The sequence below is a fragment of the Flavobacterium sp. H4147 genome, from assembly GCF_029360735.1.
In the GTDB taxonomy this organism is placed as follows: domain Bacteria; phylum Bacteroidota; class Bacteroidia; order Flavobacteriales; family Flavobacteriaceae; genus Flavobacterium; species Flavobacterium endoglycinae.
In genome coordinates this window covers 680,715-702,761 of the sequence record NZ_JARKNB010000002.1, presented here as the reverse complement: position 1 = coordinate 702,761, position 22,047 = coordinate 680,715, and the positions used below count along the sequence as shown (strand labels likewise).

23 protein-coding genes are annotated in these 22,047 nt (G+C 32.4%); 18 read left to right on the top strand and 5 right to left on the bottom strand.

The window, feature by feature from the left end; all coding sequences use genetic code 11:
- Positions 1-40: 40 nt before the first annotated feature.
- Positions 41-820 carry a 5'-nucleotidase C-terminal domain-containing protein gene (locus P2W75_RS10835; protein WP_276380469.1) on the bottom strand — a complete coding sequence of 260 codons (780 nt, stop codon included), beginning with the start codon at positions 818-820 and terminating at the stop codon, positions 41-43.
- Between the two features lie 46 nt (positions 821-866).
- On the opposite strand from P2W75_RS10835, the gene P2W75_RS10830 reads away from it, so the two are divergent.
- From P2W75_RS10830 to P2W75_RS10745, 18 genes are all read left to right on the top strand, one after another.
- Positions 867-1,379 (top strand): hypothetical protein, encoded by a 513-nt coding sequence (locus tag P2W75_RS10830; protein WP_207296703.1) that lies wholly within the window; start codon positions 867-869, stop codon positions 1,377-1,379.
- Between the two features lie 15 nt (positions 1,380-1,394).
- A complete protein-coding gene (dapA, locus tag P2W75_RS10825; protein ID WP_276380467.1) occupies positions 1,395-2,276 on the top strand; it encodes a 4-hydroxy-tetrahydrodipicolinate synthase in 882 nt (293 codons plus the stop codon).
- A 133-nt stretch (positions 2,277-2,409) separates the two neighbouring features.
- Positions 2,410-3,204 carry an outer membrane protein assembly factor BamD gene (locus P2W75_RS10820; protein WP_207296701.1) on the top strand — a complete coding sequence of 265 codons (795 nt, stop codon included), beginning with the start codon at positions 2,410-2,412 and terminating at the stop codon, positions 3,202-3,204.
- A 9-nt stretch (positions 3,205-3,213) separates the two neighbouring features.
- Positions 3,214-3,531 carry a DNA-directed RNA polymerase subunit omega gene (locus tag P2W75_RS10815; protein WP_012025451.1) on the top strand — a complete coding sequence of 106 codons (318 nt, stop codon included), beginning with the start codon at positions 3,214-3,216 and terminating at the stop codon, positions 3,529-3,531.
- 12 nt (positions 3,532-3,543) lie between these two features.
- A complete protein-coding gene (gene coaBC / locus P2W75_RS10810) occupies positions 3,544-4,755 on the top strand; it encodes a bifunctional phosphopantothenoylcysteine decarboxylase/phosphopantothenate--cysteine ligase CoaBC (RefSeq protein WP_276380460.1) in 1,212 nt (403 codons plus the stop codon).
- Positions 4,756-4,809: 54 nt separating this feature from the next.
- A complete protein-coding gene (locus P2W75_RS10805) occupies positions 4,810-5,694 on the top strand; it encodes a DUF4835 family protein (RefSeq protein WP_276380458.1) in 885 nt (294 codons plus the stop codon).
- 50 nt (positions 5,695-5,744) lie between these two features.
- Positions 5,745-7,397, top strand: a complete 1,653-nt coding sequence (gene recN / locus P2W75_RS10800) for a DNA repair protein RecN (RefSeq protein WP_276380457.1) — start codon at positions 5,745-5,747, stop codon at positions 7,395-7,397.
- An 8-nt stretch (positions 7,398-7,405) separates the two neighbouring features.
- Positions 7,406-7,927: a hypothetical protein gene (locus tag P2W75_RS10795; RefSeq protein ID WP_276380456.1), complete on the top strand. Its 522-nt coding sequence runs from the start codon at positions 7,406-7,408 to the stop codon at positions 7,925-7,927.
- Between the two features lie 16 nt (positions 7,928-7,943).
- Complete coding sequence (gene fabV / locus P2W75_RS10790; RefSeq protein ID WP_207296696.1) at positions 7,944-9,134, top strand: enoyl-ACP reductase FabV; 1,191 nt, start codon at positions 7,944-7,946, stop codon at positions 9,132-9,134.
- Positions 9,135-9,257: 123 nt separating this feature from the next.
- Positions 9,258-10,256, top strand: a complete 999-nt coding sequence (locus P2W75_RS10785) for a glycosyltransferase family 2 protein (RefSeq protein WP_276380454.1) — start codon at positions 9,258-9,260, stop codon at positions 10,254-10,256.
- Between the two features lies 1 nt (position 10,257).
- Positions 10,258-10,854, top strand: a complete 597-nt coding sequence (gene coaE, locus P2W75_RS10780) for a dephospho-CoA kinase (RefSeq protein WP_207296694.1) — start codon at positions 10,258-10,260, stop codon at positions 10,852-10,854.
- A 59-nt stretch (positions 10,855-10,913) separates the two neighbouring features.
- Positions 10,914-12,500, top strand: coding sequence for a sensor histidine kinase KdpD (locus P2W75_RS10775; protein WP_207296693.1), 1,587 nt, complete (start codon positions 10,914-10,916; stop codon positions 12,498-12,500).
- A gap of 3 nt (positions 12,501-12,503) precedes the next feature.
- Positions 12,504-13,220 carry a response regulator transcription factor gene (locus P2W75_RS10770; RefSeq protein ID WP_012025443.1) on the top strand — a complete coding sequence of 239 codons (717 nt, stop codon included), beginning with the start codon at positions 12,504-12,506 and terminating at the stop codon, positions 13,218-13,220.
- Between the two features lie 496 nt (positions 13,221-13,716).
- The gene (locus tag P2W75_RS10765; RefSeq protein WP_276380446.1) at positions 13,717-14,478 is read left to right on the top strand and encodes a hypothetical protein; all 762 of its coding nucleotides are present in this window, start codon (positions 13,717-13,719) and stop codon (positions 14,476-14,478) included.
- Positions 14,468-15,859 (top strand): RtcB family protein, encoded by a 1,392-nt coding sequence (locus P2W75_RS10760; RefSeq protein WP_207296691.1) that lies wholly within the window; start codon positions 14,468-14,470, stop codon positions 15,857-15,859. Before P2W75_RS10765 ends, P2W75_RS10760 begins: the two co-directional genes overlap by 11 nt.
- Positions 15,860-15,871: 12 nt before the next feature.
- A complete protein-coding gene (locus P2W75_RS10755) occupies positions 15,872-16,483 on the top strand; it encodes a hypothetical protein (protein ID WP_276380445.1) in 612 nt (203 codons plus the stop codon).
- The gene (prfH, locus tag P2W75_RS10750) at positions 16,471-17,160 is read left to right on the top strand and encodes a peptide chain release factor H (protein WP_276380444.1); all 690 of its coding nucleotides are present in this window, start codon (positions 16,471-16,473) and stop codon (positions 17,158-17,160) included. The genes P2W75_RS10755 and prfH overlap by 13 nt, the downstream gene beginning before the upstream one ends.
- On the top strand, positions 17,147-17,680 hold the full coding sequence (locus tag P2W75_RS10745; RefSeq protein WP_276380443.1) for a hypothetical protein: 534 nt from the start codon (positions 17,147-17,149) through the stop codon (positions 17,678-17,680). The genes prfH and P2W75_RS10745 overlap by 14 nt, the downstream gene beginning before the upstream one ends.
- 170 nt (positions 17,681-17,850) lie before the next feature.
- Here P2W75_RS10745 and P2W75_RS10740 read toward each other — a convergent pair whose 3' ends face one another.
- The 4 genes from P2W75_RS10740 to P2W75_RS10725 form a co-directional block, all read right to left on the bottom strand.
- Entirely contained in the window at positions 17,851-18,597 is a 747-nt protein-coding gene (locus P2W75_RS10740; RefSeq protein WP_207296687.1) for an acyl-[acyl-carrier-protein] thioesterase, read from the bottom strand.
- A gap of 77 nt (positions 18,598-18,674) precedes the next feature.
- The gene (gene miaA, locus P2W75_RS10735) at positions 18,675-19,595 is read right to left on the bottom strand and encodes a tRNA (adenosine(37)-N6)-dimethylallyltransferase MiaA (RefSeq protein ID WP_276380442.1); all 921 of its coding nucleotides are present in this window, start codon (positions 19,593-19,595) and stop codon (positions 18,675-18,677) included.
- A gap of 152 nt (positions 19,596-19,747) precedes the next feature.
- The gene (locus P2W75_RS10730; RefSeq protein WP_276380441.1) at positions 19,748-20,587 is read right to left on the bottom strand and encodes an ion transporter; all 840 of its coding nucleotides are present in this window, start codon (positions 20,585-20,587) and stop codon (positions 19,748-19,750) included.
- Between the two features lie 30 nt (positions 20,588-20,617).
- On the bottom strand, positions 20,618-21,979 hold the full coding sequence (locus P2W75_RS10725; protein ID WP_276380439.1) for an exonuclease domain-containing protein: 1,362 nt from the start codon (positions 21,977-21,979) through the stop codon (positions 20,618-20,620).
- Positions 21,980-22,047: the final 68 nt, after the last annotated feature.

The following is a 22,047-nucleotide window of genomic DNA, read 5'->3' as shown; positions in this document are numbered from 1 at the left end:
TATGTTTTTGGCGTAAAACGCTTGTATTTTTAAGTGTAAATTATTCTTCAGTAATTCTGATGTCTCTCGGCACCGGAATAGTATCAACTTCTTTAAAGTAATCAATTAATACATTTCGCAGTTTATAATTCATATCATACTTCTGTATGTTTTTTGCGAAAAAATACATACTGTCACCGCCATTAGCTAAATAATCATTTGTAGCAACATAATACGTCTTGTTAACATCAAAAGGTTTTCCTTGTATTAAAATGTTTTTGGCAGTATTATCTTTTGCAATTGTAAAAGTCATGCCAGATAAAGGATGAGGTTTTTTCTCCTTAATAATATAAGCAGTCATTTCTAGAATCTGTTCTCTTTTTAAAGCCAGCACAACCATGTTGTTTTCAAAAGGCATAATTTCAAACGCAGATCTTGTTGTTACATTTCCTTTTGGTAAAATCGCTCTAATTCCGCCATGATTTAAAAAGCATAAATCAATCTCCTTTTTTTCTCTGATTTTAAAAACCTTATTACCTTGTTTTAAAGTAACGTCGGCCATTAGATTTCCAATCGTAGTCTGCCATTTTCCTGTACTTTTATCTAGCGTTTCAGGACAATAAGCAAGAACACTGTCTAAATCTTTATTGATATGATCGCGATATGGTTTAATAAACTTTTCAATTTCAGGAGTTTCGGCACTGTTTTGTGTTACCGGAAGTTGTTTTCCTTCTACCTTAGTTACATTGTAAGTCTTATGACTGCAGGAAAATATTGAAAATACTGTTAAGAATATAACAAAAAGTTTTAAAAATCGGTTATACTTTTTTAGTTTTACCATTTTAAATGCGGCTTAAATAATTAATTTTGTAATTCGTAAAAGTACTATGTTTTTAGATTATATAAAGGAATTTTTTGTAAAAAAATCATTAAAAAATAACCTGAATAATGTCAAGAATGAAGTTTTTACAAGTAATATACAAACGATTGGTTTAGTGGTCGATGAAAGTAAATTTCGAGATTCAAAAGCGTTAATAAAAGAACTGGTATCATACGGAATTGCACCCGAAAAGATAAAAATTATTGCGTACAGACGTAAATTCAAAAAAAAGAAAACCTATTCAAAACCTACATTTGGTAAAAAAAATATCAATTGGAAAGGAGAACTGACAGAACCTTTTTTAAAAGAATTTATCGAAACCGAATTTGACCTTTTGATAAGTTATTATGATGTAGAAAACATTGCTTTAATGATGGTAACAAGCAAATCAAAAGCCAGATTTAAAGTTGGTTTTTCATCTGTGAACACTAGATTAAACCGATGGATGTTTAACACGGCAATGGAAGAATACAAACTATTTGTTTCTGAATTGTTCAAGTATTTAAAAAGTATAAAGTAAATTATAAAGAAAGATATGCAATCATTAATAGGAACAGGTGTTGCGCTTGTAACTCCATTTAAAAAAGACTTTTCAGTAGATATCGAAGCGTTGCAGCGAATCGTTAATTTTTCGATCGATGGAGGAGTTGAATATCTTGTGGTTATGGGAACAACAGCAGAAAATGCAACCCTGACGCAAGACGAAAAAGAATTAGTTATAAATACCGTTATAGAAGTAAATAAAGGAAGATTACCATTAGTTCTTGGAGTAGGCGGCAATAATACCATGCAGGTGGTTGATGAATTAAAAACCAGAGACTTTTCTCCTTTTGAAGCCATACTTTCTGTTTCTCCTTATTATAATAAACCAACACAAGAAGGAATTTATCAGCATTTTAAAGCAATTGCAGAAGCTTCTCCTGTACCAGTAATTTTATACAACGTTCCAGGAAGAACGTCAAGTAATATGCTTCCTTCAACAGTAATTCGTCTGGCAAATGATTTTAAAAATGTAGTAGCGATTAAAGAAGCTGCAGGTGATGTGGTACAAGCATTTAAAATTATTAAAGACGCACCAAAAGATTTTCTAGTTATTTCAGGAGATGATATGATTGCACTTCCTATTGTTTTAGCGGGTGGAGCAGGAGTAATCTCGGTTATTGGTCAAGGTTTTCCAAAAGAATTTTCAGAAATGATTCGTTTGGGACTCAATAAAAAAGCCGCTGATGCGTTTAAAACACAATACTTTTTATCAGATTGTATCGATATGATTTTTGAACAAGGAAATCCAGCCGGAATAAAACAAGTTTTCCAAGCTCTGGGAATAGCTGATAATACAGTACGTCTGCCTTTGGTTCCTGTAGACGAATCTTTGGCAGAACGATTAAATGAGTTCGTCAAAAACAGCATAAAATAAGTAAAAGACTCTGTATTTTTGTACACGAAAAAAATATTTTGCAGTCGCTAAATTAATAACTAAATTTGCCACCGAAACTTCGGTGTGATTTTCTTTGGTGTAAAGTCTTAGAAGTCATAATAAAAGTAAGAAAATGAAAAAAGTAGTATCTCTATTAATTGTTGTTGTCCTTTTTTGCTCTTGCAGTGATTACCAAAAGGCATTAAAAAATGAAGACGTAGCAGCAAAGTTTGAAGTGGCGACAAAGATGTATGAGGCTGGAAAGTACAATAAAGCAATACGTCTTTTTGAACAATTAGCACCTTCTTATAGAGGTAAGCCTCAGGCGGAAAAACTTTTTTACATGTTTTCACAGTCTTATTATAAGACAGAACAGTATTATTTAGCCGGTTATCAATTTGAAAGCTTTGTTTCGGGATATCCACGAAGCGAAAAAGTACAAGAAGCAGCTTTCTTGGGAGCTTACAGCTATTCAAAATTGTCTCCTGTTTACAGTTTAGATCAGGCAGATACAGTAAAAGCGCTAGAGAAATTACAGGCTTTTATAGATAATTATCCAAATTCAGAATATCTGGCTAAAGCAAATGAAACAGTTCAGGTGCTAAATGGAAAACTAGAAAAGAAAGCATACGAAAATGCGAAAGGATATAATACTATCTCAGATTATAAATCTGCTTTAGTAGCTTTTGATAATTTTATTGCTGATTTTCCAGGAACACCTTATAAAGAAGATGCATTGTTTTATAAATACGATTCAGCATACAAGTTAGCAATAAACAGTGTGCCATCAAAAATGGAAGAGCGTTTACACGTTGCACAAACAGCTTACGCTAATCTGTTGAAATTTAAAAGCGATACAAAATATAAAAAAGAGGCAGACGAAATGAATGCCAGAGTTGAAACAGATTTACAAAAATTTACTAAATAAAATAAAGTCATGGATTTAAAAAAGACGAATGCTCCTGTTAATACAATAACTTACAATAAAACAGTTATTGAAGAACCAACAGGAAATGTGTATGAAGCAATTACCATTATGGCTAAAAGAGCAAACCAGATTAATTCTGAAATTAAAAAAGAATTAACTGAGAAATTAGAAGAGTTTGCGACTTACAATGACAGTCTTGAAGAAGTTTTTGAAAATAAAGAACAAATTGAAGTTTCTAAATTTTACGAAAAATTACCAAAACCACATGCTTTAGCAGTTCAAGAATGGTTAGACGGTAAAACTTACCACAGAAATTCAAACAAATAATAGTATAGTATAATGTCAGTTTTAAACGGGAAAAAAATTTTACTGGGGGTTTCCGGTGGAATTGCAGCGTATAAAACAGCCTCATTAGTACGACTTTTTATCAAAGCAGGTGCACATGTCCAAGTGATAATGACACCTGCTTCTAAGGATTTTGTAACCCCGCTCACGTTATCTACTTTATCAAAAAATCCTGTACATTCCAGTTTCTTTAATCAGGATGATGAAGATGCCGTATGGAACAACCACGTTGAACTCGCTCTTTGGGCAGATTTAATGCTGATTGCTCCTGCAACTGCCAATACCTTATCTAAAATGGCAACCGGCAACTGTGATAATCTTTTAATTGCAACCTATTTATCGGCTAAATGTCCAGTTTATTTTGCTCCTGCAATGGACTTGGATATGTATAAGCATCCTTCTACTATTTCTAGTTTTACAGCTTTAAAACAATTTGGAAATAGTATGATTCCAGCTGAAAAAGGAGAATTGGCAAGCGGTTTATCTGGCGAAGGCCGAATGGCTGAACCTGAGAATATTGTCGCTTTTCTTGAAGCAGATTTAGAAAGTAAACTTCCACTTAAGGGAAAAAAAATACTAATTACAGCTGGTCCAACATACGAAGCTATAGATCCAGTACGTTTTATAGGAAATCATTCTTCAGGAAAAATGGGATTTGATATTGCTAATGAAGCGGCAAATCTGGGAGCTGATGTAATTTTAGTTTCGGGACCCACGCATTTAAAAGTTAAAAATCCTTCTATCGAAGTTATAAATGTAGTTTCAGCGCAAGAAATGTATGATGCTTGTCATTTACATTTTGGCAATGCTGATGCAGCAATTGCGGCAGCCGCAGTAGCAGACTACAAACCTAAGGAAGTTGCTTTACAGAAGATTAAGAAAAATTCAAGTGAATTTTCAATTGAATTAGAGAAGACAAAAGATATTTTATCTTCATTAGGAAGTATCAAAGAAAAGCAGTTTTTAATAGGATTTGCTTTGGAAACTGAAAATGAAATTGAAAATGCTAAGTTGAAAATTCAGAAAAAAAACTTAGATTTGATTGTTTTAAATTCCTTACAAGATAAAGGTGCCGGATTTAAAAAAGAAACCAATAAAGTGACCTTTATTGATAAAGATTTTAAAATCGAACCAATGGAATTAAAAACAAAAGAATTAGTTGCAGTCGATATTTTAAGCAGACTGATTTTGCATTTTTCGAAATAGCAGTATTTATAAATTCTCAGTAGAATTAAGCTTCACTCATAAAACATAGTTGATATGAATAAGATAGTTACATTTTTAGTATTCTTTATTTTTGGCTTTACTCAGGCGCAACAGCTAAATTGTACAGTAACTATTAACACTGAAAGATTGCCAAATGCCAATCAGCAGATTTTTAAAACACTTCAGACTTCGCTGTCAGAATTTGTTAATAAAACAGATTGGACGGGTTCTTCCTTAAAACAAAACGAACGAATCAATTGTTCAATGTATATCACATTGTCTTCTTATAGTTCAGACCAGTTTACAGGAACTATTCAAGTGCAGTCTTCAAGATTGATTTTTAATTCGACCTATTCGTCACCGGTTTTAAATTTTAATGATAAAGATTTTAACTTCCGTTATACAGAATATGAACCTTTATTATTCAACCCAACTGTTTTTGAATCCAATTTAATATCAGTTGTATCATTTTACAGCTATATAATTTTAGGGATGGATGCGGATACGTTTCAAATGGGAGGAGGAGACCAATATTTTCAAACAGCTCAGAATATTGCAAACGTAGCCCAGCAAGGCGGTTTTAAAGGATGGACACAAACAGATGGACTTCAAAACCGTTATTATTTAATAAACGATATGCTTTCGCCGATGTACAGTGATATTCGTCAGACTATGTTTGCTTATCATACCGCTTTAGATGGAATGACTGCTGACTTAAAATCATCAAAAGAAAAAGTAAAAAATGCAATAATACTGGTTGCAAAAGTAAATTCAGTAAGACCAAATGCATTTTTAACCCGCGTTTTTTTTGATGCAAAATCAGATGAAATCGTTTCTATATTTTCAGGAGGACCAAGTATTCCTGTTACTGACCTTACAGATGTTTTAAATAAAGTTTCGCCTTTAAATTCAGCTAAATGGTCACAAATTAAGTTCTAAATACTTGATTTTTAATTTTCTTTATAACCCTTTTATCTTATTTATCCTTTATGATCACTTCACTGTCAATTAAAAATTATGCACTTATTGAAAAACTTTCTATAGATTTTTCAAAAGGTTTTTCGATAATTACAGGTGAAACGGGTGCAGGTAAATCTATTATTTTAGGAGCAATCGGACTTGTTTTAGGAAAAAGAGCTGATTTAACTTCTTTAAAGAATAAAGAAGAGAAATGCGTTATAGAAGCTCAATTTGATATTTCTAAATATAATTTAAAAGAGTTTTTTCAAGCCAATGATCTTGATTATGAAGATGAAACTATTATTAGACGCGAAATTCTTCCTTCTGGAAAATCGCGTGCTTTTATAAATGATAGTCCGGTAAATCTTCAGGAATTACAGGATTTAAGCTTCTTTTTAATTGATATCCACTCCCAGCAGCAAACACAAGAACTTTCAGATGAAAGTGTTCAGTTTAAAATAATCGATGCAATTTCTAATAATGCCGAAACCATTTCGGATTATCAGAAATCATTAAAAATTTACAAATCAGAGAAGTCGAAATTAAATGCACTTCTTAAAAAACAAAGTGATTCTGGAAAAGAACAAGAGTACAACACTTTTTTACTGAATGAATTAGTTTCGTCAAAACTAAAATCAGGCGAACAAGCAGAACTTGAAGCTGATTATGAAAAGCTGAACAATGTCGAAATCATTAAAGAATCAATTGATAAATCGCTTGCGATTGCAAATGAAGAACAGTTTGGTGTATTTCATAACTTAAATGAAATCAAAACCGCACTGCAGAAAATTGCTCCTTTTTCAACAGAATACCAAAGTTTGTTTGAAAGAATAACGAGTCTTTCTATTGAATTTGATGATATTTCTAAAGAACTTCAAAACTCTTCAGAAAAATTATTAAACGATCCAGAACAACTTGAATTGGTAAGTCAGAAACTGCAGTTGATTTTTAATTTGCAGAAAAAACATCATGTAGATTCAGTTGATGAATTACTTCAAATTCAAGCCGATTTAGGAAATACACTTTTGGAATTGGATAATATTGAAGAAGAAATCGAAATATTATCTAAATCAATTGAACAAAAAGAAAATGAATTAAATGAATTGGCAGGTGTCATTCATGAAAGCAGAATACAAGCAATTCCGGTTTTATCAGATAAATTAATAGCGATATTAGAAACTTTAGGAATGCCAAATGCTCGTTTTAAAATCGAACTTACTACCGTCAATACATATTTCCAAAACGGTAAAGACGAATTACAGTTTCTATTCTCGGCCAACAAAGGAAGTGATTTTGGATTGTTGAAAAAAGTAGCTTCAGGAGGAGAGATGTCTCGTATTATGCTGGCAGTAAAAGCAATACTGGCTCAATATTCAAAACTTCCAACATTAATTTTTGATGAAATTGATACAGGAGTTTCGGGTGAAATTGCAATTAGAATGGGCGAAATCATGAAAGAAATGAGTAAAACAATGCAGATTTTTGCCATTACACACCTTCCGCAGATTGCTGCTAAAGGAGATTCACATTTTAAAGTATCTAAATCAACAATTGATAACGATACTCAATCAGAATTAAAACTTTTATCGCAAGACGACCGAATTATTGAAATTGCACAAATGTTATCGGGTGCAAATATTTCTGATTCGGCATTAAATCATGCGAAAGAGTTGTTAAACTAAAAATAATTATGGAAAGTTTAAGTTTCTATGAAAATCAGTTTATAAAAGCCGATGGATTAATTTCTGAAGGCGATACCGCAGGAGCAAAAGAAGTTTTAGAAGAAATTTTGGCGCAGTATCCTGATTTTGGAAAAGCACACAACCATTTAGGATGGATTCATTATAATAAACTCAGTAATTATGATAAAGCAATTTATCATTATAAATTAGCAATGAAATTTGATCCTAAATATCCTGCCTCATATTTAAATTACACATATTTGCTGGTTGATATTGGAAGATATTCAGAAGCCAAAGAACATATTGCTCATACATTTGAAACACTGGAAAATGCCGATTACTGTTCGTATAACAGTGAGTTAGCCCGAATTGCGGAATATGAAGAGGATTATATCCTGTCGTACAGATTGTATAAAGCCGCTCAAAGAAATGCTTTAAACCCAAATTTTATTGATAATATGGCTGCCAACATGAAAAGAGTTTATCATAAAATGTCTATTTTTGAAAAATTAAAACTAAAATTCAAATAATACAAAAAATTACAAGATGATTATAGAACCTAGAATGAGAGGATTCATTTGTTTGACTGCCCACCCAGAGGGAGCTGAACAAAATGTTAAGAATCAAATTGAATATGTAAAATCAAAAGGTGCAATTGCCGGAGCAAAAAAAGTATTAGTTATTGGTGCTTCAACAGGTTTCGGATTAGCTTCAAGAATTACAAGCGCTTTTGGATCTGATGCTGCTACAATTGGTGTATTTTTTGAAAAACCACCTGTAGAAGGGAAAACGGCTTCTCCAGGATGGTACAATTCTGCTGCATTCGAAAAAGAAGCTCACAAAGCTGGTTTATATGCGAAAAGTATCAACGGAGATGCTTTTTCTAATGAAATTAAAAGAGAAACTCTTGATTTAATAAAAGCTGATTTAGGGCAAGTTGACCTTGTAATTTATAGTTTAGCTTCACCAGTACGTACCAATCCAAATACTGGAGTAACGCACCGTTCAGTTTTAAAACCAATTGGACAAACTTTTAGTAATAAAACGGTTGATTTTCATACAGGAAAAGTTTCTGAAGTTTCTATCGCTCCTGCTAACGAAGAAGATATCGAAAATACAGTTGCGGTAATGGGAGGTGAAGACTGGGCAATGTGGATTGAAGCTTTAAAAAATGAAAACTTATTAGCTGATGGTGCTATTACAGTTGCTTATTCTTATATTGGACCTGCATTAACTGAAGCAGTTTACCGTAAAGGAACTATTGGTCGCGCAAAAGATCATTTAGAAGCGACTGCATTTACAATTGCTGATTCTCTAAAATCTATTGGTGGAAATGCTTATGTTTCGGTAAACAAAGCGTTAGTAACTCAAGCAAGTTCTGCGATTCCTGTAATTCCGTTATATATTTCTCTTTTATATAAAATCATGAAAGAAGAAGGGATTCACGAAGGTTGTATCGAGCAGATACAGCGTTTATTCCAAGACAGATTATACAATGGTTCTGAAGTTCCAGTTGATGAAAAAGGAAGAATCAGAATTGATGATTGGGAAATGCGTGAAGATGTTCAAGAAAAAGTAGCGAAACTATGGTTAGAAGCTACAACAGAAACATTGCCAGCTATTGGAGATTTAGCAGGGTACAGAAGCGACTTCCTTAATTTATTCGGATTTGAATTTGCTGGAGTAGATTATCAAGCCGATACAAACGAAGTAGTAAATATCGAAAGTATCAAATAAAAATAAATTTTACAGACAAAGAACCATCAACCCAAAAGTTGATGGTTTTTTTGTGGAATATACTATATCTTTGTTAAAATTTTTTCACATTAAAAATATACCATTAAATACAGTATTCCCGTTATGATTTTTTCTTTAATTATTCCCGTGTATAATCGTCCGGATGAAGTTGATGAACTTTTAGAGAGCCTTACAAAATCAGATTATGATGAACCTTTTGAAATTGTTCTTGTAGAAGACGGTTCGACAATTCCTTGTAAAGATGTTGTAATGAATTATCAGGGAAAATTGAATATCTCCTATTATGTAAAACCAAATTCAGGACCGGGAGATTCAAGAAATTTCGGAATGCAGAAAGCAAGAGGTGATTATTATATCATTTTTGATTCAGACTGTATTATTCCGCCAAACTATTTAAGTGAAGTACGAAAAGCGTTAAATGAAAGATACGTTGACTGTTTTGGAGGTCCCGACAGAGCGCTTAAAAGTTTTTCAAGCATTCAAAAAGCGATTAATTTCGCGATGACCTCGTTTTTAACAACAGGAGGAATCCGTGGAGGATCTGAAAAAATCAATAAATTCCAGCCAAGAAGCTTTAATATGGGGATTTCAAAAAAAGCTTTTGAAGTTTCTAAAGGTTTTGGAAACATACATCCAGGTGAAGATCCTGACTTATCTATTCGTTTATGGAATCTGGGATTTGAAACACGTCTTTTTTCTGAGGCTTATGTGTATCACAAACGTAGGATTGACTGGGAAAAATTCTCTATCCAAGTCAAGAAATTTGGCATCGCAAGGCCTATTTTAAACAACTGGTATCCAGAACATAATAAACTTACTTTCTTCTTTCCAACTGTATTTATATTGGGGTTATTATTAGCTTTTTTACTATTAATTTTCAATATTGATATTTTATTACAATTATATTTTGTATATTTCGTTATAATTTTTCTTACAGCAAGTATTCAAAATAAAAGCATCAAAATCGGTTATTTGTCTGTCATTGCTGTCTGGAAACAATTTTATGGTTACGGAACTGGTTTTCTGGAATCTTATGTAAAAATTATTTTACTAAAGAAGAAACCACAAGAAGCATTTCCGCGTATGTTTTTTAAAATATAGTATGACAAAAGTTATTGGCTTAACCGGCGGAATAGGAAGTGGTAAAACTACTATTGCAGGTTTTTTTAACGAAATGGGAATTCCCGTTTATATTGCTGATGATGGAGCAAAAAGGGTAATGCAGTCTGCAGAGATTATTGAAGCCGTTAAAACAACTTTTGGAGAGTCGCTCTTTGATAATAATGTTTTAAACAGATCAAAACTGGCTGAAATAGTATTTAAAGATGCCGATAAGCTCGCTAGATTAAATTCGATAGTACATCCGGCTGTTAAAAAAGATTTTGAATCATGGCTTTTAGAACATCAAAGCTATGAATATGTGATCTATGAAGCCGCAATACTTTTTGAAAGCGGAAGATATAAAGAATGTGATTATATAATAACGGTTACAGCACCGGAAGAAATAAGAATAGAAAGAGTTTTAAAACGAGACAATACCACAAGAGAAAACGTCATAAATAGAATGAAAATGCAGTGGAATGACGAAAAACGAATTTCTTTAAGCAATTTTGTTATTAATAACAGTAATCTTAAAATTGCTAGAGAAGAAGTTGTTGAAATTCTTAAAATTTTGAAAATAAAACAAAATCAGTCTTAAATGTTAATATTTGGTTAATGTATTATTTAGTATATTGTTAAAATATTAATTTTGTTTCGATGAATAAATTATTTTTTAGAGTACTTGTTTTACTGATGAGTTTATCCTTGATAGGAATAATTCTAGTGCAGGTATATTGGTTCAATTCTTCGTTCAAAAATAACGACGAACAGTTTAAATACCACGTTACACAGGTTATTGGTAATGTTGCCGATAAATTGGAAAAACAAGAATTGTATAACTACTATGTTGATTATAATAATCTAAAAAAAAGTACAGGCAAAGACCCCAAAAAAGAAGACCTGCTTGAAGTTTATTATGTTCAGAGAAATACAAAAACAAATAAAACGATAGTATACTCAAACACCTTATCATCTGAAGATTACGGTATAAATAATTCATTATTTAACAAAAAATTTTCAAGTGACAGGTTTAAAAGCTTCAATTCAAAAAGAGTAACAGAAGTTTACAGTAACAACAATTTAATCGATCAGAACTCTTTAAGTCAAAGTGTTATTCCAGATTTAAAAATCGAAAAATCAGGAAGCTTAGAAATGTTAAGTAAAGTTCAGAGAGAAATTGCAGTAAAAGATTTTACTGATGTACTTCCAATTGAAGAAAGAGTTTCTAGAGACAAATTGCAAAGTTTATTAAAAAAAGAATTAGCTGAATATGGTGTAAAAACCAAATTTGAGTTTGGCGTACTAAATAATGGTTTGCCAACGAAAATTAAATCAGATAATTTCCATTACGATAAAGATGCAAGTTATCAAGTGCCCGTATTCACGGATAACGAAGGAAATAGTAAATATGAATTGTATATTACTTTTCCAAACAAAAAGAAGTTCTTATTGTCTGAATTGTTGAGTATCACTATTTTATCAATAGTTTTTACTTTGATTATAATTGTGGCTTACACAAGTGCATTAAATCAGTTATTACGTCAGAAACATATTTCTGAAATCAAAACCGATTTTATTAATAATATGACGCATGAGTTTAAAACGCCAATTGCTACTATCAACTTAGCGTTAGATGCAATTAGAAGCCCAAAAGTAATTGAAGATAAGGAAAAGGTATATCGTTACCTTCAAATGATAAGAGACGAAAACAAAAGAATGCATGCACAAGTTGAGAATGTACTGCGTATTTCAAAACTTGAAAAAAGAGAACTTGATATAACTAAAGAACCTACAGTAATTACAGATATAATTGACGACGCTATCGAGCACGTAAATTTAATTCTGGAAGACCGACAAGGTACAGTTGTAAAACATTATAACGCAGCAAGAACAACCTGTTTGATTAATGAAGTTCATTTCACAAACGTATTGGTTAATATTTTAGAAAATGCTATAAAATATTCTCCTGATACCCCGGAAATTGAAATTTTTACAGAAAATGTAAAAGACATGATTCTGATAAAAGTAAAAGATCACGGTTTGGGAATGAGTAAGATAGCTCAAAAACGAGTGTTTGAGAAATTTTACAGAGAACATACCGGTGACCTTCATAATGTAAAAGGGCATGGTTTAGGATTAGCTTATGTAAAAAGAATCGTGGAGGACCACAACGGTCAAGTATATGTAGAAAGCGAAAAAGGAAAAGGTAGCACCTTTATAATAAAAATACCATTAATAAATTAAAATATGGAAAATACTAACAAAAGAATACTTTTAGTAGAAGATGACCTAAATTTCGGGGCAGTTCTTAAAGATTATCTAATGTTAAATGACTTTGAAGTTACTTTAGCTAAAAACGGTATGGAAGGTTTCGAAAAATTCAAGAAAGACGTATATGATTTATGTATTCTTGACGTAATGATGCCTTATAAAGATGGTTACACTTTGGCCAAAGAAATTAGAGAGAAGAACAGTGAAGTGCCAATTATCTTTTTAACAGCTAAATCTATGAAAGAAGATGTGTTAAAAGGATACAAAGCTGGTGCAGACGATTATTTAAATAAACCTTTTGATTCAGAAGTTCTTTTAATGAAAATTAAAGCAATCATCCAAAGAAAATCTGCTGATACAAAAGCTGAACAAGTACAATTTGAATTTAATATTGGTAAATTCCACTTAAATTCAAAACTAAGATTCTTGACTTTCCAAGATGAAGAGCCAATTAAATTATCTCCAAAAGAAAATGAATTGCTTAAAATGCTTATTCTTCATGAAAATGACTTAATGCCGAGAGAATTAGCTTTAACAAAAATCTGGAGAGATGACAACTACTTTACTTCAAGAAGTATGGATGTGTACATCGCTAAATTAAGAAAATACCTTAAATCTGATGAAGATGTTGAAATTTTAAACATTCACGGAGAAGGTTTCAGATTAGTGGTAAAAAGCAAAGTTTCTGAATAATTATTCACCGAAAAATATATAAGCCCTGAGAAATCAGGGCTTTTTTTATGCCATTAACTGAAAATATTTTTTGAACTTTTTTTGATTTAATGTGTTGATTTTTAAAATCTTACTGTTGATTATGAGAACGGTTTAGCTATGCTGGAATTTTATTTTGATGAATTTTCTTAAAAATAATTTGGAAAATCAAAAAAGTATTTTGAATATTTGCACACGAAAAAATTAGTAACCCTTTAAAACGAAGAAATAGTGTTTGTACTTACATTGACATCTCAGAGCTTTACACCAAACGGATTTGGTGAAGCAATTCTTCGTGGCTTATTTCAATCTTAGAAATATACTTTTAGATATATAAAAAAGCCCGAAGACATACGTTTCGGGCTTTTTTTTATTCTAGACTCTTCAAAATTTTCCCGAACATCGATTTTTAGTATTTATCCGTCAGGATAAAATGGTATGCCTTTTTGGCTATTAATTTAATGCACGATAATTTTTTATGGAAAATTATACGGTAGATGAGTATGCTTTGTGCACTCGTTTTAAAAGTAAAAGAAAAAAGAAAAGATTAGTAAAGGAAGATTTTGATAAACAATTAATTCAGTTAAGAAAACTTGAAAAAGAACTTTGGAACAAACGACGTGATTTGCCGTTAGTTCCTCTCGAAGTACCCTATCAAAAAGGTTGGCAGCGAAATTTCAAATTAAGAGATGATATTGTTAGATCAAGTGAGGCTCCATTTTACATAGAATTATTGGAAAAAATAAATACATGGCAGTTTTCATCTGAAAAAGCTTTTAAAAGAAAGAAAAAGAGAAAAAGAAAATATGTTTATATTGAAAAATTCCAAACTGTAAAAGAATTTTCAGAATGGGAATGGAAAAGTTCAAAGTTAGAATTGACCGAAAAAGAAAAAGCGCATTTTTATAGAAGAGAGCGCTGGTGTAGTAACTGGAAACAATATAGAATTCATTATGTATTTAATGAGCCTTGGCGATATGTACTTCGTGTTAGTCCATATATGATAACACACACCAAAATGGTCGATTCGGATTTAGAAAGTCAAATGCAACTTATTGAAAATTATATTGTGAATCATCATTTAAGAGAAAAAATAAACAGATTAGTTAATGGATATTCTAATACTTGGAAATTTTATAGAAAAGAAAACCCAAAAGAGAAAAATCCAATTAAAAATAAAAGTCTGCATGCTTTATATGAGCAGTATGCAGATGAAATGATAGAAAATCATGGGAAATAAACTAACTGGAAAAGACCTGATTAAATTAGGTTTTCCAAAGAACAATTCAATAAATATCGCCTTAGGGCAGATAAACAGATATAGAAAAAGAGAAAAAAAAGAATCTATTCTAACAGAAGCAAAAGACGTGCTGTTAAATCCTGAAAAATATGAAGGAAACGGAACGTGGGGAAAAGTTGCCGAAGGCTTAATCAAACCTGTTCAGGTAAGAATGCATCAGCTGAAAACAACGAGATCGCCTTTTACCATTTTCGGTGAAAATGAAATCGACCAGCAGGCAAAATTTCAATTGTATGATTCTTTGAAACTGCCAATTTCGGTTGCTGGAGCTTTAATGCCAGATGCGCATTCGGGTTACGGTTTGCCAATTGGCGGTGTGTTAGCTACTGATAATGCTGTTATTCCATATGGAGTTGGTGTTGATATTGGATGCCGAATGAGCCTTTCAATTTTTGATTTACCAGCTTCTCATTTTAAAGGAAGAGAACATCAACTAGAAGCCATTTTAAGAGATAATACAAAGTTCGGAATGAACGAAGTACAATCGTCTAGAGTAGATCATGAGGTTTTTCATAAAAGCGAATTTCAAGACATTCCGTTGTTAAAGAATCTTTTACCAAAAGCATATAAGCAATTGGGAAGTTCTGGTGGAGGAAATCATTTCGTAGAGTTCGGAATCGCTAAAATTGACAATCCAGAGAACGAATGGAAACTGGAAAAAGGAGAATATTTTGCCGTTTTATCACACAGCGGTTCTCGTGGATTGGGTGCTAACATAGCCAAACATTACACGTATCTGGCAGCTAAACAATGTCCGTTACCCAAAAATGTGCAGCATTTAGCTTGGCTAGATTTGAATACACACGATGGTCAGGAATATTGGCTGGCAATGAATTTAGCAGGAGAATATGCAAAAGCCTGTCATGATGATATTCACAGACGAATTGCTAAAGCGATTGGAAAAAGAGTAGTGGTTACGATTGAAAACCATCACAATTTTGCATGGAAAGAAATGGTAAACGGTCAAGAATGTATTGTACACAGAAAAGGAGCAACACCTGCAGGCGAAGGCCAGCTTGGGATTATTCCGGGTTCGATGACAGCGCCAGGATTTATTGTGAAAGGAAAAGGAAATGCAGAAAGTTTGAATTCGGCTTCACATGGTGCTGGACGTTTGTTTTCGAGAGCAAAATGTAAAAGCAGTTTTACACAAAGTCAGATTAACAAAGAATTGAAGAAACACGATGTGACTTTAATCGGCGGTAATATTGATGAAGCTCCAATGGCTTACAAAGACATCACAAAAGTAATGGCAAACCAAACGGAATTAGTTGAAGTTTTGGGAACTTTTACACCTAGAATTGTTAGAATGGATCGCTAAAATGAAAAGATTATGGAAAGATTTCAGGATGAAAATAAAATTTTATGGAGTTTTAGTAGTGAAATTTTGGTAAAATGTCCAAAATGTGAATCTAAGGCATCAATTTTAAAAAAGCCTGCAGAAGATTGTAAATGTGGTAAATGTAAAGTAACGTCTTTTGAATGTAAACATTGTTTTACCAAACCTAGGCAGCCAATTATAAAATATGTTGCTTACGGAAAAAGATATTGTATTAATTGCAGAAAATCATATGAGTTTGAGTCACAAGCTTTCAAAAAGAAATCTTTGATTTATAAAACAAGATGCCCACATTGTAATTTTCAGGAAGAAGGAAAAACTAAAATAAAAGAAATTATAGAAGAATCAAAATTTGAGAAAGGATTGATGAGAGAAAGATGGTACAACTTACCACTTTGGTTTCAGAAAGAGTTTGATAACGAGATTTTTTGGGCTTACAATCTGGATCATATTTATTATTTGGAAAGATATATTAATGCAGGTTTAAGAGAACGAAATTCAAAAGTGAATTATACATCAAGTTTAGTGGCTAGATTACCAAAATTTGTAAAAGCAGCAAAAAACAGAGAAAAGCTGCTCAAAATTTTAAAGAAATGGAAAGAATAATTCAAATAACAGCGGGTCGCGGACCTGCAGAATGCACTTGGGTGGTTGCCCAAGTGCTTAAAAAAGTACTCGAAGAAGCGCAGGAACATCGACTAGAAACAGTTTTACTGCAAAGAGAAGCAGGAACTGAAAATGGAACGGTAGAAACAGCTTCGATTGCAGTAAAAGGAAAAAATGCAGATCAGTTTGTGAATTCTTGGATAGGAACCGTTCAATGGATTGGTCAAAGCCAGTTTAGAAAAATGCACAAACGCAAAAATTGGTTTATCGGCATATTTGAAATCGAACATCAAAAAAACAGTTTGTTTTCGGAAAATGATATTCAGTATCAAGCCATGCGAAGCTCGGGTGCAGGAGGTCAGCACGTTAACAAAGTGAGTTCTGCGATTCGAGCGACTCATATTCCAACAGGAATTGCTGTTGTGGCAATGGACAGCCGTTCGCAGCATCAGAACAAAAAACTGGCAACAGAAAGATTAATTAAAAAACTAGAAGACGAGAAATTGCTTCAGCTTAAAAATCATGTGGGAAAACAATGGGAAAATCAGCTTAATGTGCAGCGTGGAAATCCTGTGAGAGTTTTTACTGGAAGTGATTTTAAAAAGAACAAAGTGGAGAAAAGTTACAAAGGAACTCGTCAGAAATTAAAAAATGATTTACGAAATGAAAACAATTGATAAATACCTTTTTCAGGCTTTAGATAATTATCCGTATTCGCTTGAAGAAACTATTGAATCTTTGGATTATGCTTTTTCTTATGATTCGAAAAATACAATGGTTCTGTGTTTGTACGGAAGAATTCAGGCTGAGCATTTGATGAATTATGAAGAAGCTAAATCGTATTTTCAGGAAGCTTTAGCGATTAATATTCATGCTTTTGAAGTTTATCCGCATTATTTGCAGACTTTAATTTTAAACGAAGATTACGAAGAAGCTCAAAAATTAATTGATTTTGCTTTTACTATTAAAGGAATTAATAAGTCGGTAATTTTTGTAAAGAAAGCCATTCTTTTAGAGGTTCAGCATAAATTTAAAGAAGCTTTGAAAGTAATTAAACAAGCAAAGTTATATTCTATTCAGCACGATTATGACACTGGAATTAGCGAAGTTGAAAAGCGAATTAAAGATAAAGTTGATTTGTTGAAAAAGAAGAAGCCTAAAAAAGAGAAGAAAGACTCTAAAAAGAAATCGAAATGATTTTAAATAAAAAACGATGCAATTTGCATCGTTTTTTATTAGGTCCAATTTCCTGCAAGGTTTTTAAAACCTTGTAGGTATTTTTAGTTTTATATTAAAAATTAAATTTGAAGGTCACTATAAAATAATAGACCTACAAGGTTTTTAAAACCTTGTAGGAATCACGTAATTTATTTCCAGTGCAATTCTAATGCAAAGCAATTTTTATCTCCTTTTGTAATACTGAAAGTTGTTGCAGAATGATCTTCATTATCACTTTCGTGAATAACAACTTGATCGTTTAGAGAAAGCTCTTTTAAAAAGTTCATTTCAAAACTTTTTACTTCTTGTTTCAAAATTCTTTTTGCATCAACATGATCGAGACACCATTCTAAGTATTTTACATTATTGGCATGATTTACAATATCTAAATCAGATAAATAAACGGTTTTTTCAAAAACAGATTCTTTTTCAGGATTGATGTTGATTCGAGAAAAACCTTCAATAGTTGCTCTTTGATCTGGGAAAAGTTCAAAATGTTCAAAAGGTAAAGCCAAAGCTTCTGGACGACGTGCTTTGGTATTGAAAACAGCCCAATACGTTTCGCTTCCCACAATCTTTTTGCCGTTTACATACATTTCTAGTGCACGAACAGAACGTGAATTTTCAAGACTGTTAATCCATGTTTTTACCGTTACAACATCCTGCCATTTTGGTAAAGCTGTTATTTCTACACGCATACGGCTTAAAACCCATGCCTGATCAAATTCCTGCATATCTGTAAAACTGATTCCGCCAACTTCAGAATGCGCAGCTGCAGTTAATTGTAAAAGATTGCATAAATCGGTATATTTTAAATAACCGTTTGGTGTACATTGTGTGAAATTGATTTCCCAGTCTTTACTTAAAACGGATGTGAAATTTGGTGATATTGGCATTTCTAAATTTAGATTTTAGATTGTTGATTTTAGATTTTTGGAGGAGAGAACAAAGAATATAGAACAAAGAGAAAAGATTATTTTGTTTTATCTTCAATGTAATTTATGATTTGTTTTCTATCTAACGCATAATCAAACCACTTGGTGTTTTCGTTTCGTTTGAACCAGGTTAATTGTCTTTTTGAAAATCTTCGTGTGTTCTTTTTGATTTCTTCAATTGCGAAAGGCAAGGTGAATTCTCCGTCAAAATAACTAAATAATTCTCTATAACCAACAGTTTGTAAAGCATTTAACTCTTTGTTAGGATAAAGCGTTTCTGCTTCTTTTAGCAAACCTTCATTCATCATGATATCTACACGTTGGTTGATTCTGTTGTAAATTATTTCTCTTTCGGCGTCTAAACCAATTAAAATAGGAGTGAAGTTTCGGTTGTTTTTCTTTAAGTTTAAAAATGAAGAATAAGGTTTTTGCGATCCAATGCAAACTTCTACAAAACGCATCATTCGCTGCGGGTTTTGTAATGTCTGCGGATTTTCAATGGTTATTTTTTGATAATAATCTGGATCTAAACTTTGTAATTGTTCCTGAAGATATTCGATTCCGAATTTTTCGTAGTTGGAATTCACTTCTAAGCGAACTTCTGGTGCTATTTCAGGGAATTCGTCAAAACCTTTTAAAACGGCATCAACATACAAACCTGATCCGCCAATTAGGATAGCAAAATCATTATTTTGGTATAATTCTTCTAGTTTTGAAAGTGCTTCTTTTTCGTAATCACCTACCGTATAGTTTTCAAAAATAGATTTATTTTGAATGAAATGATGTTTTGCAGCATTTAATTCTTCTTGACTTGGAACAGCGGTTCCAATTGTCATTTCTTTAAAAAACTGACGGCTGTCGCAGGAAATAATTTCGCATTTAAAATGTTGTGACAAAGCAATGCTCAGGGCTGTTTTCCCGATAGCTGTTGGTCCGACGATTGTTATTAGGTATTTCATATTTTTTAGCCCAGATGGAAATGGAAACCCCGGACTTATATTTGTTTGTTTTTTTGGAGTAAAAGAGCGACCAGCGGAAGCTCCTTTTATGACTTTAAAAAACAACAAAGATAAGGAGGAGTTGCAATGTACAGCTGGATTAGCTTCATAAATTAATTATTAGATAATTCGGTTCCGCATTCGTGGCAATATTTAGCACTATCGAAGTGTACTTGCGCCTGACATTTTCTACAGGTCTTTTTAGTGTTTACGGAATTGTTATTGAGGCTTTTTTTAGCAAATTCGGCAGTTACTATTCCGGTTGGTACTGCGATAATTCCGTAACCTAAAATCATCACCAATGCTGCAATAAATTGTCCTTGTGGAGTTTGAGGTGAAATGTCTCCGTAACCAACTGTCGTTAAGGTTACAATTGTCCAATAAATTGCCATAGGGATACTTGTAAATCCTGATTCTTTACCTTCCACTAAATACATTATTGATCCAATGATAATGGTACTGATTAAAACGAAGTAAATAAAAACGAGAATTTTTTCTTTGCTGGCATCAATAGCTTCTTTTAATTGTAGTGATTGATGTGAAATTTGAGGAAGATGCAAAATTTTGAATAATCGAAGGAAACGCAATGCTCTGACAATTGATAAAATACTCGCTCCTGGAAAAAATATCGATAAGTACATGGGCAAAACCGCTAATAAATCGATTATTCCGTAAAAGCTGAAAATGTATTTAACGGGTTTTTGGATGGAAATAATTCGCAAAATATATTCGATAGTGAAAAATATCGTAATTACCCATTCGCATATCCACAATTGATAATGATATTTGGAACTTATTCCTTGAACAGTGTCAAGCATTATTAATAAAACGCTCAGTAATATTAAACCTAAAAGAACCAAATCGAACATTCGTCCTAATATAGTATTGGTTCCATATAGAATAATTTTGACCTTTTCTCTGAAGAGTTCGTATTGTGATTTTTTCTTTTTCATATCCTTAAAGATAATGAAAGTTTTGTTTTGTTAAAAGTGAAGTATTTTTAAAGACTTGCTTTTGCGGATATAATTTTGAATGATATTTTTTACATCACGATTGTGCTGCATTGGAATCAAGATGTTTTTTAAAATATCGATATTGGTGATTTGATAATTTAAATCGTAGTAAGCGTATCCTTTATAAGTTCCGTCTTCAATTAAAATTGCGCTTCTTTCGTTCACATTTCGGCCTCTGTCGATTAAGACCATATTTTTGTTTTCGAAACTATTTTCGGCTATGAATTGCTGTACTCTTAAATTGTAAACTTCTGGTGCGATTTCGCCAATGCAGGCTCCATCACATTCTTTAATTTTATATTGAAAACATTCTTTTTTGGTTTCATACAAACCCGTTAATTTTTGGCACAAATGATATTTTGCCGTAAATCGGAAAAGGGTATTTTTGCCTTCCTGTAAAGAAACAAACGATGCGATTTCTTTTCTACGTCCATCTGCTTTTTCAAGCCTTAGATTAATGTATCCATTTGTATCCTTTTCGGCATATAAGGCGAAAGGAAAAACGGTTTTCTTTTGTGAACGATTGTATCTCGGGCGGTTGATTTTTACTTCTTGACTTTCTTTTAAAAGTGCAATTAATTCGCTTCCAGTCTCATCATAGGTTATAGTAAAAACTTCGGCTTGAATTCTTTTACTTTTAGTGGTTATGCCGGTAAAATGCTGATTGATTCTTTTTTTGATGTTTTGGCTTTTGCCAATATAAATTAAAGTACCGCTTTCGTTATAAATGTAATAAACGCCGGTTCTAGTTGGCATTTGAGTTAAAATGTCTAAAAATTTAGGAGCGATTCCTTTTTCAACTTCGAGTTTTATAAAATCTTTTACGATAGTTTTCTCGGTATCTTTTTCTAAAAGCATTTTAAAAAGCTTTGTAGTAGCCATAGCATCTCCGCTGGCGCGATGTCTATCTGCCATTGGAATTCCAAGTGCGCGCACTAGTTTCCCTAAACTGTATGAAGGTTGTTCTGGAATTAGTTTTTTTGCTAATTCTACGGTACAAAGTGTTTTAGCTTCGAAGTCGTAGCCTAAACGTCTGAATTCTGTACGCAGTATTCGGTAATCAAAAGAGGCATTGTGAGCGACAATTACACAATCTGAAGTGATTTCGATAATGCGTTTTGCAACTTCGTAAAATTTTGGAGCAGAACGTAACATAGCATTATTGATTCCGGTTAGTTTTACTACGAAAGGCTGAATCGGAATTTCAGGATTAACAAGGCTGATGAATTGGTCAATTACTTCATGTCCATCAAATTTATAGATGGCGATTTCGGTAATTCCTTCTTCATTAAATTGTCCTCCAGTGGTTTCTATGTCTAGTATCGCGTACAAATTTTAGTGCTCAGTTTTTAGTATTCAGTTTTTGGTGTAGAGGCGCACTGCAGTGCGTCTAACTATTT